General features: G+C 62.8%; 15 protein-coding genes. 10 read left to right on the plus strand and 5 right to left on the minus strand.

Going from position 1 to position 12782, the window contains the following annotated elements:
- Positions 1-107: 107 nt before the first annotated feature.
- The 4 genes from J5278_RS04360 to J5278_RS04375 all read left to right on the plus strand — a co-directional run bounded on the left by J5278_RS04360 (position 108) and on the right by J5278_RS04375 (position 3129).
- Positions 108-1034 (plus strand): bestrophin family protein, encoded by a 927-nt coding sequence (locus tag J5278_RS04360; protein WP_209185015.1) that lies wholly within the window; start codon positions 108-110, stop codon positions 1032-1034.
- Between the two features lie 64 nt (positions 1035-1098).
- Positions 1099-1638, plus strand: a complete 540-nt coding sequence (locus J5278_RS04365; protein ID WP_142830554.1) for a sigma-70 family RNA polymerase sigma factor — start codon at positions 1099-1101, stop codon at positions 1636-1638.
- Positions 1625-2392, plus strand: coding sequence for an anti-sigma factor (locus J5278_RS04370; RefSeq protein WP_209185014.1), 768 nt, complete (start codon positions 1625-1627; stop codon positions 2390-2392). Before J5278_RS04365 ends, J5278_RS04370 begins: the two co-directional genes overlap by 14 nt.
- Positions 2393-2412: 20 nt before the next feature.
- Positions 2413-3129: a Bax inhibitor-1/YccA family protein gene (locus tag J5278_RS04375; RefSeq protein ID WP_142830295.1), complete on the plus strand. Its 717-nt coding sequence runs from the start codon at positions 2413-2415 to the stop codon at positions 3127-3129.
- Between the two features lie 80 nt (positions 3130-3209).
- Here the strand turns inward: J5278_RS04375 and J5278_RS04380 are convergent, their stop codons facing one another.
- From J5278_RS04380 to J5278_RS04400, 5 genes are read right to left on the minus strand one after another with little or no spacing between them, the layout of a single operon-like run.
- A complete protein-coding gene (locus J5278_RS04380; RefSeq protein WP_209185013.1) occupies positions 3210-4514 on the minus strand; it encodes an FAD-binding oxidoreductase in 1305 nt (434 codons plus the stop codon).
- The gene (locus J5278_RS04385; RefSeq protein WP_219258315.1) at positions 4511-5500 is read right to left on the minus strand and encodes a branched-chain amino acid ABC transporter permease; all 990 of its coding nucleotides are present in this window, start codon (positions 5498-5500) and stop codon (positions 4511-4513) included. The genes J5278_RS04380 and J5278_RS04385 overlap by 4 nt, the downstream gene beginning before the upstream one ends.
- A complete protein-coding gene (locus J5278_RS04390) occupies positions 5497-6405 on the minus strand; it encodes a branched-chain amino acid ABC transporter permease (protein WP_209185011.1) in 909 nt (302 codons plus the stop codon). Before J5278_RS04390 ends, J5278_RS04385 begins: the two co-directional genes overlap by 4 nt.
- The gene (locus J5278_RS04395; RefSeq protein WP_209185010.1) at positions 6402-7163 is read right to left on the minus strand and encodes an ABC transporter ATP-binding protein; all 762 of its coding nucleotides are present in this window, start codon (positions 7161-7163) and stop codon (positions 6402-6404) included. Before J5278_RS04395 ends, J5278_RS04390 begins: the two co-directional genes overlap by 4 nt.
- Entirely contained in the window at positions 7160-7960 is an 801-nt protein-coding gene (locus J5278_RS04400) for an ABC transporter ATP-binding protein (RefSeq protein WP_209185009.1), read from the minus strand. Before J5278_RS04400 ends, J5278_RS04395 begins: the two co-directional genes overlap by 4 nt.
- Positions 7961-8077: 117 nt before the next feature.
- Between J5278_RS04400 and J5278_RS04405 the strand changes: the two genes are divergently transcribed.
- The 6 genes from J5278_RS04405 (at position 8078) to J5278_RS04430 (ending at position 12569) form a co-directional block, all read left to right on the plus strand.
- A complete protein-coding gene (locus J5278_RS04405) occupies positions 8078-8806 on the plus strand; it encodes a GntR family transcriptional regulator (RefSeq protein WP_209185008.1) in 729 nt (242 codons plus the stop codon).
- 8 nt (positions 8807-8814) lie between these two features.
- On the plus strand, positions 8815-9303 hold the full coding sequence (locus tag J5278_RS04410; RefSeq protein ID WP_209185007.1) for a DUF3830 family protein: 489 nt from the start codon (positions 8815-8817) through the stop codon (positions 9301-9303).
- A gap of 1 nt (position 9304) precedes the next feature.
- Positions 9305-9658 (plus strand): TIGR04076 family protein, encoded by a 354-nt coding sequence (locus J5278_RS04415; RefSeq protein ID WP_209185006.1) that lies wholly within the window; start codon positions 9305-9307, stop codon positions 9656-9658.
- A 121-nt stretch (positions 9659-9779) separates the two neighbouring features.
- Positions 9780-10832 carry an aldo/keto reductase gene (locus J5278_RS04420; protein WP_209187591.1) on the plus strand — a complete coding sequence of 351 codons (1053 nt, stop codon included), beginning with the start codon at positions 9780-9782 and terminating at the stop codon, positions 10830-10832.
- Positions 10829-11257: a hypothetical protein gene (locus J5278_RS04425; protein WP_142830312.1), complete on the plus strand. Its 429-nt coding sequence runs from the start codon at positions 10829-10831 to the stop codon at positions 11255-11257. Before J5278_RS04420 ends, J5278_RS04425 begins: the two co-directional genes overlap by 4 nt.
- Positions 11258-11306: 49 nt before the next feature.
- Entirely contained in the window at positions 11307-12569 is a 1263-nt protein-coding gene (locus J5278_RS04430; protein ID WP_209185004.1) for an ABC transporter substrate-binding protein, read from the plus strand.
- Positions 12570-12782 lie beyond the last annotated feature (213 nt).

Below are 12782 nucleotides of genomic sequence, written 5' to 3' on the forward strand. Positions count from 1 at the left end.
CAAATGGGCGCATGCCCCCAGTGCATCGTTTGTGCCAATATCAGTTAGGCAGCCTATCGTTATCCGGTAAGGGTGGTGCCACAGGCAGATACAACAGAGCATCCAGCATGATCGTCCGCGAGCGCCCGGGGCTACTCCCGCTATTCTTCATCATGCGCGGATCGATCGTTCCCCGCATTCTGCCGCAGATCATCGTGATTTTCGTTATGTCCTGCCTCATCACCTGGGGCCATCACGAGCGCCCGGGCATGATCCTGTCGGTCAGCGGTGTGCCCTTCGCCGTGCTCGGCACGGCGCTTTCGGTGTTTCTGTCTTTCCGCAACAATGCCTGCTACCAGCGCTGGTGGGAGGCCCGACACAGCTGGGGACAACTGGTCTACGCGGCAAGGACGTTTTCGCGCCAGACCATGCTGCTGGAAGCTATGCACGGCGAGGAGGGGCGGCAGGTCAGGCGCAGCCTGCTGACGCTGGCCATGGCCATGCCGCATGCGCTTGTCCAGCATCTTCGGCCGGACGGCGACCAGAGCAAGGTCGAGCGGCTATTGCCGGACGATGTCCAGCCCCTCTATCACGCTGCATCGAACAGGCCTGAAATGCTGATGCGGCTGATGTCGGCCGATCTGGCAAGAATGCGGGCGAGCGACCGGATAACAGATATCCAGTACCAGATGCTCGACAGGACAATCACCGACATGGCAATCGTGCCGGCGACCTGCGAGCGCATCCGAAACACGCCGTTGCCGTTTGCCTACACGCTGCTGGTTCATCGCACGGCCTATCTGTTCTGCTTCCTCATGCCGTTCGGTTCGGTCGACGTGCTCGGCTGGGGAACGCCGTTTGCGGCGGCGGTCATCGCCTACACCTTCTTCGGTCTGGATGCGCTCGGTGACGAGCTCGAAAATCCGTTCAGCAAGGAGGCAAATGCTTTGCCTATCGGTGCGCTTGCCGATGCTATCGAGCATAATCTGCGCGAAGCCATGGGCGAGACGGATCTGCCCCCGCTGCCGACGCCCACCAATTTCGTCCTGATGTAGGCCGCATTGCGATTTTTTTGATCGTGCCGGGAATAAGTTCGCATCGGTGTCCGTATACTGGGTCATGGAACGCAACGGACGCACATTCGATGTCTTGGCACAGCTCTCATCCCTGAGACGCTACGCCCGTTCGCTGGTGCGCAACGCCGACGATGCGGAAGACCTCGTGCATGATGCCTTGCTGCGGGCCTATGAGCGCAAGTCGACTTTTCGTCGCGGCGCAAACCTGCGCTCCTGGCTTCTCTCCATCGTCCACAACGCCCATATCGACCGCCTGCGTCGGGACCGGTCGATGGCGCGGCGCCATGATGGCGCGGCGGTCGAGATGGAGCAGTCGCTGGCGGCCGGCCAGGAGCATGCCGTCCGGCTGTCGCAGGTGCGCGACGCCTTCTTCAGGCTTCCGGAAGAACAGCGCGCGGCGCTGCATCTCGTTGCCATCGAGGACATGTCCTACAATGAGGCCGCAGCGACCCTCGGCATTCCGGTCGGCACGCTGATGTCGCGGATTTCGCGGGCGCGCGCCCAGTTGAGGGATTTCGAGGACAAGGCGCCTGCCGCGTCGCATCTGCGTGTTATCGGAGGGAACGATCATGACGTCAGTTGATCCGATCATCGACGCCGATCTCGATGCCTATGTCGACGGCGAACTGGATGTATCGCGGCGCATCGCGGTGGAATCCTACCTTTCGGAGCATCCGGCTACGGCTGCCAAGGTCATGGCCGACTTGAGCCTGCGCGGCGAATTGCGGCTGGCACTGGCGACCGAGGCCGTAACCGGCGGCGTGCAGACCCGCGAGGCCGCCCGTCGTCTGGAGCGAGGGCTCGCCTACGGTCGCGTATTCCAGTCATTGCAGCGCATTGCTGCCGTTGCCGTTCTGGTGGCATCGGGCTGGGTGGCACACAATTCGTTCGGCGCTTTCTCGGCCACCGAGGTCTCGGCATCCGTGCCGCCGCCGGCTTTCGTCGACGATGCGGTTGCGGCTTTCCGGACCTCGGCATTGAGGGCGCAGGTCGCATCGCAGCCGAAGTCGGCAAGCTACAACCCGGACGATATCCGGGCAGCCACGGCGATCGTCATGCCGACGTTGCCTGCGGACTGGAAGGTGGCCGATGCCGAAATCTATCCGTCGGCTTTCGGACCCAGCATCGAAGTCACCGTCGATGCCAATGGCAAGCGGCTATCGCTGTTTGCAGTCCGGCCCGGCAGTTTTGCCGTCGCCAAGGTCGACCACATCGCCCTCGACGGCGTGCAGGCATCCTACTGGCAGATCGGCGATGTCGCCTACGCGCTGGTTGCCGATGCCGCCGCCAACAATCTCGACGGGGAGGCCGAGCGGCTTTCCCGGACACTCTATTAACGCAATCAAGGAGACAGATCATGAACCCGATCAATCCCCGCTCCGGTTTCGGCGTTAACGCCGGCACCCAGGCTCTGTTCGACGAAGGACTGCGCAAGCATATGCTGCGCATCTACAACTATATGGCTATCGGTCTGGTCGTGACGGGGCTCGTTGCCTTCGTCGTCGGCACGACGCCGGCGCTCTATGTGCCGATCTTCTCGTCGCCTCTCAAGTGGGTCGTCATGCTGGCACCGATCGGCTTCGTGCTGTTTTTCTCGTTCAAGATCCAGTCGATGTCCGCCAGCGGCGCGCAGGCGATGTTCTGGGCCTTCTGCGCAGTCATGGGACTATCGCTCGCCTCGGTGTTCCTGGTGTTTACCGGCGCCAGCATCGCGCGTACCTTCTTCATCGCAGCCACCATGTTCGGCGCGACAAGTCTCTATGGCTACACGACGAAGCGGGATCTCGCCAATTTCGGCTCGTTCCTGATGATGGGCCTGATTGGCGTCGTGATCGCCAGCGTCGTCAACATCTTCCTCGGCTCGACTGTCCTGCAGTTTGCCGTGTCCGTGATCGGTATCGCCGTCTTCGTCGGCCTGACCGCCTGGGATACGCAGAACATCAAGGAACAGTATGCCGAGAACTATGACCAGGAATCGCAGCAGAAAATGGCTGTGATGGGCGCCCTGTCGCTCTACCTGAACTTCGTCAACATCTTCCAGCTGTTGCTCAACTTTACGGGCGACCGCGAGTAACAGCTCCTCCTGGTGGGGCCAGGAGTGAGCGGGCGCCCGTCGATCTGTCATGGGATCGGCGGGCGCATTGCGTTTGGGAGTTAGCCTCGCTCGTCCAGCCGGTCCTGCATCATGCTCCACGGCAGCAGCGCATTGGGCGCGTGCTTCAGGAGAGCATGGAACGGTATCGGTGCCGGCGGTCCGAAGGGGATCGCGAGATCGCGGGCATCTACCCCGGTAGACCAGGCGGCAAGCTCCCTGCCCATCGCCGTCGTCATGGCGATGCCGCGTCCGTTGCAGGCAAAGCCGGCGATCAGTCCGGGTCCGAGATCGACCAGATGCGGCAGGAAATCCGGTTCGACAGCGGCAAGGCCAGACCAGCTGAATTCCAGCGGCGGTAGGTCGGGGAGCCCGAGCATTTCGGCCATGCGTCGATGGATTGTTGCTGGCACGCGGGCGTCGGCGCCGGGGCCGAAGATGTGCATACCGCCCGAAATCAGCCGATTGTCGGCATCGAAGCGGAAGGTGAAGAGGTTGCGCCTGGTATCGGAAACACACTGATTTGCCGGCAGTAGCCGCTGGCGGATTGCGACCGGCAGCGGGTGTGTGGCGACCTGGAATACCTTCAATGGAAAATAGGTGCGGGCGAGTTCCGGATTGAGCCTTCCGCCGTAGGCATTCGTCGCGACCACGACCTTGCCGGCGCGCAGGCTGCCCGTCGGCGTCTGCAGCAGCCAGCCGTCCGCTGCGCGGCCAATGGCTGATACGGGCGAGCGCTCGAAGATACGGGCGCCAGCCGCTTCCGCAGCGTCGGCAAGGCCGCGCGCATATTCGACGGGATTGAGCACGCCCCCGGATTTGTCGGTCCAGCCGCCGAAATAGCCGTCTGCACCGATCACGTCGCGGATCGTCTGTCGGTCCATGACTTCCGCCGGGCGTCCGCGGGCCTGCCATTGCGAGGCGCGGGACTGTACTTTTTCGAGGGCGGTAGCGGAATGGGCCGGCTGGATCCAGCCGCTCTGCTGCGCGGCGCACTCGATCGCGTGGCGGCGGATCAGCTCGAAGACCAGGTCGCCGCTGCCGGCTGCCAAATCTACAAGCCGCTTTCCGCGCTCGGGGCCCAGTTGCTGGATGACGTTATCCGGGTCCACCTTGGCAAAGTTTGGAACCACGAAGCCGGCGTTGCGACCGGTGGCACCCCAGGCGATGATCCCGGCCTCCAGCAGTATCACGGAGAGACCTTTTTCTGCCGCATGCAACGCAGTCGACAGGCCGGAGAAGCCGCCGCCGACGATTACGAGGTCAGCATCGAGCGGGCCTTGGAGTTGCGGCCGGTGCCGCCGGTTGCGGCCGACGACGTGCCAGAGGGACGGCGCGTCCGGCGATGCGGTGTCTGCTTTGCTCACGAGGCGGCACCATTCTGGTCGGGCATGGCCGGCGGCTGCTTCTTGCCGAACCAGCGCAAGCGGCGCGGCATGTTGCCGAGGATGCCGTTAGGGCGCACCAGCAGGATGACGCAGAGCATGAAGCCGATGGCGACGATCTGCAGCGAGGCGGCGCGGGCCTGCTGGTCGGTCGGGAAGGCTGCGCTGGTCAGCGCGCCGGAGCCCGCCCAGATCGCCCAGACGAGGACGCTGCCGAGGATGGCGCCTTTGTTGCTGCCGGAACCACCGACGATCAGCATGGTCCAGACCTGGAAAGTCAGCGTCGGCATGTAGTTGTCTGGCGCGATGAAGCCGATGAAATGCGCCTGCACCGCGCCGGCCAGTCCCATGATCGCGCCGCCGACGGCAAAGGCCTGGACCCGGTAGAAGCGGGCGCTCTTGCCGAGCGAGATGGCGGCCCGCTCGTCTTCGCGCAGGGCCTTCAGCACGCGCCCCCATGGGCTGCGGGCAAGGTGCTCCAGAGCCAGATAGGTAACGAGCGTGACGACGGCGACGACAGCGAGGTTGGAGAAGTTGAAGAGCACGGGCGTTTCTGCAAGTGCTGCGAAGGGGCGCGGGATGAAGCCGATGCCGAACGGGCCGCCAGTCAGTTTCTGCGCATTCAGAGCTACCAGTTGCACGACCACGGCGACGCCGAAGGTGGTGATGGCAAGGTAGTCGGATTTCAGCCGCAACGTGGCTACGCCAGTGATGGCGGCAGCCAGAGCCGTGACGATCATCGCACCGAGCCAGCCAACTACAATCGGCATGTCGAAGCCGCCGAAGCGGCCGACGGTATCGGGTGTCGTCAGCAGCGCCGAGGTATAGGCGCCGATGGCGACAAAACCGGCGAGGCCGACGTTGAAAAGGCCCGTCAGCCCCCATTGCAGATTGAGGCCGAGGGTGATCAGCGAGAAGATCAGCGCCGTCGTCAGGAAGAAGGCGCCATAGCCAAGAATGTCCATCATCTCTCTCTCACTCCGAAGAGGCCGATCGGCCGGACCAGCAGCACCGCCATCAGGATGACGAAGGAGACCGCCGCGCGCCATTCTGCGCCGATCAACTGGACGGCGCCGGCTTCCGTCAGGCCGATGATCAGACCGCCGAGCACAGCGCCGGGCACGCTGCCGATACCGCCGAGAATGGCTGCGGCAAACATCGGCAGCATCATGTCGAAGCCCATCAGCGGCCGGATCTGCACGAGGATGCCGATCATGACGCCGGCCATGCAGGCAAGCGCCCCGCCGACCAACCATGTCACGCGCACTACCTTGGCGACGTCGATACCGACGACGCGGGCGAGCGCCGGGTTCTGACTGACGGCCTGCATCGAGCGGCCGATCTGGGTGCGCGTCATCAGTAGGTGGACGGCCAGCACCAGAAAAGCCGTCATCAGCAGCAGCACGATCTGGTCGGGCGTAATGCGGATGCCGAACCCGACCGGCATGGCGATCTGGATCGAGCGGCTGAAATAGGCCGGACGCGAGGTGAAGATGAACTCCAGCAGGCTGCGCAGCGCCATCGAGGCGCCGAAACTGGCCATCACGACGATGATCGTCTGGCCCTTTGCCCGCAGCCGCGCAAACAGGATCTTGTCGAGCAGCAGCGCCATCAGCCCGGTAAAAGCCATGCCGATGACGACGGCAACGATCAGCGGCCAGCCGAAGGAAAATGGACCGATCGGAGCGATCTTGCCGAACATAGCGCCGATGGCGCTGACGGCGGTGAGGGTGGCGTAGGTGCCCCAGGCCATGAAGTCACCATGGGCAAAGTTTGAGAAGCGCAGGATCGAATAGGTCAGCGTGACGCCGATGGCGCCGAGGCCGACCATCGAGCCTGTCAGCAATCCGTCGACAATGAATTGCAGGTTCATGCGGCACCTCCGGTCTCGGTCGGTCTGGCAGGCTGGCTCGGGCGCTGGCCCAGATAGAGTTCGGCCACGACGGGATCGTTCCAAAGCTCGGAGGCGATGCCTTCATGGTGGTCCTTGCCTTCGACCAGCACATAGGCGCGGTCGCCGATCGCTAGCGCCGCCTTGGCATTCTGCTCGACCAGCAGGATTGTGACGCCGGATTTGCGGATCTCGGTCAGCATCTGGAACACCATCGACACGAATTTCGGCGACAGACCAGCCGATGGCTCGTCGAGGACGAGCACCTTGGGGTCGACGACCAGCGCGCGGGCAACGGCGAGCATCTGCCGCTGTCCGCCGGAAAGATTTCCTGCCGCGATCTTGCGATGGCGGGCAAGGTCCGGAAAGGCGGTGTACATCGCCTCTATGCGGGACGGGACGTCATTCGGCTTCAGGATGCCGCAGGCGACCTTCAGGTTGTCGTCCACCGACATCTGCGGAAAGATATTTTCCGTCTGCGGCACGAAGGCAAGGCCGAGGCGAACCATCATGTGGGCCGGTGCCGCAGTGATATCCCTGCCGTCGAGCAGCACGGTGCCGGCGGAGATCGGCACGAGGCCGGCGACAGCCTTGATGAAGCTCGATTTGCCGGCACCGTTGGGGCCGAGCACGACGACGATCTCGCCCTTGTTGACGGTAATCGAGGCGCCACGGACAATCGGCACGCCGGGCTCGTAGCCGGCGACGAGATCGCGCACGAGGAGAACGGGTTCGCTCATGCCGCACCTCCGAGATAGGCTTCGATGACACGGGGGTCGCGCGCCACTTCTTCCGCCGTTCCCTGGCAGAGCAGCTGGCCGCCAGCCATGACAAGCACGCGATTGCAGAGCCTGGTGACCATGTCGATATTGTGCTCGATCAGCAGGAATGTGATGCCGCGGGCGTTGATATCGCGGATGCGGTCGATGATGACTTCCAGCAGCGTGGCGTTGACGCCGGCCGCCGGCTCGTCGAGCAGGATAATCGCGGGATCTGCCATCATCACCCGGGCGAGTTCCAGAAGCTTGCGCTGGCCGCCGGAGAGTACGCGGGCCGGCTCGTGGGCCAGCCGCGTCAGCAGGACGAGATCGAGCAACTCCATCGCTTTATCGCGGGCACTCTTCTCCTCGGCGGCAACACGCCATGGCACCAGGAAGTTCGCAAACAATTTTTCGCCGGTCTGGTGCTGGGCGGCCAGCATGACGTTTTCGATCAGCGTCATGTTGGGCAGCGGGCGGGGGATCTGGAAGGTGCGGCCGAGACCGCGACCGATGCGCCGGTGTGCGGATTCGCCGGAAACGACTGTGCCGTTCAGTCGGATTTCACCGCTCGTCGGCAGGACGCTGCCGGAGAGGAGATCGAACATCGTCGTCTTGCCGGCGCCGTTAGGGCCGATCAGGCCAAGGATTTCGCCGTGCCGCACTTCGAAGGATACGTCGTTGACGGCGGCGATGCCGCCGAACCGGCGGACGATATTCTTCGCACTCAGAACAGGCTCCCGGGTATCCTCACCCTGCCGTTCAGATGGTAAACTCATGGATCCCTCTGGCCGGGAACGATCGTTGTCGCACCCTGATTTTTGATTTGTGATCACACTTGCATTGATCACGCTATTCAGCTTTAATCCGTTCTGCAAGTCAAAAACGGGATCGCAATGCAAAAGGCCGCAGCCGAAAAAAGCAATGATTTGATTGCCGCCCAACTGGCCCCGGTTGGCCGCGAAACCGTTCAGGACCGTGTCTATTCCGAGCTTCGCAGGGCGCTCATCGGCGGGCTTTTCGAGCCGAGCCAGGTGCTGACGATCCGCGGACTTGCCGATGCGCTTGTTACCAGCACCATGCCGGTGCGCGAGGCGCTCGGGCGGCTGATCACCGAAAAGGCGCTGGAGGCACTGCCCAACCGTTCGGTACGTGTCCCGCCGATCACGCTGGAGCGTATCGACGATCTCCTGCGCGCCCGTATGCTGATAGAGGGCGAAGCCATCGCGCTGGCCGCAAAACGCATGGGCCCGAAAGATATCACGGTCATCGAGGCCATGCTGCACGAATGGGACGAGATGCGCGCCCTGAAGCAGAAGAAGGACGTCGACCGCGAGGTCACGCTCAACCAGACATTCCATTTCGAGATCTACCGGGCCTGCGGCTCGGCTGTGCTCATCCCCATGATCGAAAGCCTGTGGCTGCAATCGGGCCCGTGTATCCGGGTGGCGATCTATGCCTTCTCCGAAGCCGGCGAGGTCGATACCGCCCATTACCATCGCAGCATCGTCGCGGCATTGGCCGCCCAGGATGCCGACGCGGCACGGGCCGCGCTGGTAGCCGATATCAGCCGGCCCTTCACCTTCTTGCGCAACAAGCTGCAGACAGACGCAGCCAGGATTTGAGACCGATCATGAGCCAGAATGCGATCCACATCACCGAGCCCCGTTCCGGACTGTCCGTGATCGCGCCGCTGCTGGCCGGCAAGGCGCCGGAGAACGTTGCCTTCTTCATGCAATATCTCTCCGAGCCGCGCATCGTGCCCGGCATCCATGCGATGTGGACCGGCCCGGAAATCTCCTGCCCTATACCGGTGGCTCATCTCGAGGGCGCCGCCTATGCAACCGCGCTGCCGGCCGAGAACGCTACGGTGACGCCGCAGCCTGGCGATATTGTGCTGAGTTACGTGCCGGCGCGCATGTGGGGCGGCAGCCCCAACGCCATTTTCGACATCGGCCTGTTCTACGGGCAGGGTGCGCGGTTGCTGTTCCCGATCGGCTGGCTGGCCGGCAGCGTCATGGCGCAGGTGCGGCCGGAGGAGCGCGAGCATTTCGCTGCCGCCTGCGGCATCATCCGCCGCAACGGCGGCTGCGACGTCACCTTCGCGCTGACGGAGGTTTGAGGTGAGCGAAATCGACGACAGTTTCGAGCTTTACGACCTGCGTGTCGAGGCGGTGATCCCCGAGGGCAAGCCGATCTATTGTGGTGCCAGCGAGGGTGATTATTTCGAACTGAAAGGCGAGATGCTGTCGATGCCTGCAGGCCAGGGATTTTCCATCTATTCGATTTCCGCCGTGCTGCCGCTCCTGGCTGCAAAGCAGCGGCCGACGCACCGGAACGACTGGATGACCTCGGATGCCGAGATCGCCTGTCCCGACCCGAGCTGCGCTAGCCGGCTAAGGATCGTGCGCACGGGCAAGCGTCGCTTCAGCCATGCCGAGACGACGGCGGTGCCGCTGCCGGGTGACGAGGCCTGAACGAAGGCGCGCGGCGCAGGAGCGATATCTTTCTTCTCCCCGTGGGGAGAAGATGCCCAGAGGGCAGATGAGGGGGAGCAATATGCGCTCCACAGTTCTACCAATTTGAAAGCTGCATGACATGACGAAAACCTTCGAACTTCGCCCCGGCTATGCCATTTCCCGCGTCATTCGCGGTGGCTGGCAGCTGGCCGGTGGCCATGGGGCGATCGATCGCGACCAGGCGGTGACCGACCTGATCGCCGCCTACGATGCCGGCATCAGGACCTACGACTGTGCCGACATCTATACCGGCGTCGAGGAACTGATCGGCGCTGCCCGGGACCGCCTGCGCCATGAGCGCGGGAGCGAGGCGGCGGCCGAGATGAAGGTGCACACCAAGCTGGTGCCCGATCTCGAGAAGCTCGGCAACATGAACCGCGATTATATTCGTGGCATCGTCGAGCAGTCGCTGCGGCGGTTGCGCACGGAGCGCCTGGATCTGGTGCAGTTTCACTGGTGGGATTACTCGCTCGACGGCTATCTCGATGCGCTGGGCTGGCTCAACGAATTGCACGGGGAGGGCAAGGTCCGCAATGTGGGCACTACGAATTTCGACACCCCGCATGTTGCCGAGATCCTGAAGGCGGGCATCCCGCTGGTCAGCCAGCAGCTGCAATATTCCGTCCTCGACCAGCGACCGGCCAACAGCCTGACTACGCTGGCTGCTGCGAATGATGTGAAATTCCTGTGCTATGGTTCTGTTGCCGGCGGCTTCCTCAGCGACAAGTGGCTGGGCCAGCCGGAGCCGGAGATGCCGCTGGAGAACCGGTCGCTGGTCAAATACAAGCTGATCATCGACGATTTCGGCGGCTGGGATCTATTTCAATCGCTGCTTTCGACATTGAAAGTCATTGGCGACCGACATGGCGTCGATATCGCCACTGTCGCCAGCGCCTGGGTGCTGCGTCAGCCGCAGGTGGCTGCGGTCATCGTCGGCGCCCGCAACCAGGCGCATGCGCTGGCCAATGCCGGCATCATGGATGTCGTGCTTTCGGCAGGCGACATCGCGCAGATCGAAGCGATCATCGCTGAAAGCAAGGGCCCCCTCGGTGACGTCTACACGCTGGAGCGCGACCGAAACGGCAGGCATGGCTCCATCATGCACTACAATCTCAACGCGGGGAAAGTATGAGCCAGGATCAGTCACTCTTCGAGTGTGCCCGCGCCGAGGTCATCGCCTTCCACGAATTCTTCGTCGGCTGGTACGATGCGGCGACGGCTGACCTGACGGATTTCGGACGCTGTGAGCAGGCGTTCGGAGACGGCTTCCAGATGATACCGCCGACCGGCCGCGTTTTCGACAGGGCGGCGACCATTGATCTGATCCGGGCCAATCGCGCCACCTTCCATGGCGATTTCTCGATCGACATCGAGGACATCCGCGCGGGCTTCCAGACCGACGATACTGTCGTCGTCACCTATGTCGAGGTGCAGTGCCGCAGGGGCGTCCGGTCCCGTCGGCAGGCGAGTGCCCTTTTTACCGCGAGTTCATCGGCGCCATCGGGCGTCCAATGGCGGCATCTGCAAGAAACCTGGTTGCAGACACCGGAGACCTGACAGGATTACTGCGTAAAAATAGAAGTCGTACCTAACAAGGGGAACAATCATGAAAAAGACGCTTCTTTCCGTAACCACAGCGCTCGGCCTGATCGCGGCCGCGGGCATTGCCAATGCTGCCGATTGCAAGATTACTGTTGGCCTCGTCATGGAACTGACCGGTCCTGCCGGAGAATACGGCCAGGCCGGCGCCAAGTCGGTCGAAATGGCCTTCCGCGACCTCAATGCTGCCGGCGGCGTGCGCGGCTGCGACCTCGTCACCGATACCCGCGACAGCCAGAGCCAGGGCAACGTCGCCGTCGATGCGGCAACCCAGCTCGTTCAGGTCAAGAAGGTGCCTGTGATCATCGGCGGTATCATCTCGTCGGTGTCGATTCCGATCCTGACTTCGGTGACGGCGCCTGCCAAAGTCGTGCAGATCTCGCCTGCCTCCTCGTCCCCGACGCTGACGGCGCTCGGCCGCGATGGCAAGACCAACGGCATCTTCTTCCGAACGATCACGTCCGATGCGCTGCAGGGCGTTGCCGCTGCCAAATACGCAGTCGACAAGGGTTTCAAGAAGCTCGCCATCATCCACGTCAACAGCGACTTCGGCGTCAACATGTCGGCCGAATTCTCGCGCGCCTACAAGGCGCTCGGCGGCACGATCATCTCCGACACGCCGTACAACGAAAAGCAGTCGAGCTATGCCTCCGAGGTCACCGCTGCCATGTCCGGCACCCCGGATGGCCTCTACCTGATCAGCACCCCGGTCGACGGTGCGACGATTGCCCGTACCTGGGTGTCGCAGGGCGGGGTGCAGAAATTCCTGCTCAACGACGGCATGAACAGCCCTGACTTCATCGAGTCTGTCGGCGCCGATTACCTGAAGGAAGCCTACGGCACGTCTTCCGGCACCAGCCCGACGGCCTCGACCGATTATTTCATGAAGAACTACAAGGCATTCTCCGGCATCGAGCCTTCCAATCCGGCTGCCGACCGCTCCTATGATGCCGGCGCAATTGCGGGGCTTGCCATCGCCATTGCCGGCTCGGAAGATCCGGCCAAGATCAAGGATGCGATCTACAAGACCGTCGATCCCTCGGGCACGCCAATCTATGCCGGCAAGGAAGAGTTCACCAAGGCACTCGGCCTGATCAAGGATGGCAAACCGATCCGCTACGAAGGCGTCATCGGTCCCGTCGCCTTCGACAAATACGGGGATATCACCGGCCCGTTCCGTCTCTGGAAGATTGCCGACGGCAAGGTCGCCACCGATGGTGAGATGTCGACGGACGACGTCAACAAGCTGCAGGCGACGCTCAACAAGTAAGGCTGGGCGGAACTAGCCATAGTCTAGCACGGTCTTCGAAGAGCCCTGCGATCCCGACGGATCGCGGGGCTTTTCATGCCTTGGAAAAGAAGCCTTGGCCGTTTTTGAAGTTTCATGCTGCCGCGGTCGTCTTTTGCGGGGAAAACCTTATATTGCCGATGGGGGAGCCTTTTGAGGTTTTTCCGATCGATTGCCCTGGAGCGGCAGCCGCCG

It is taken from the genome of Rhizobium sp. B21/90, from assembly GCF_019355815.1.
In the GTDB taxonomy this organism is placed as follows: domain Bacteria; phylum Pseudomonadota; class Alphaproteobacteria; order Rhizobiales; family Rhizobiaceae; genus Rhizobium; species Rhizobium rhododendri.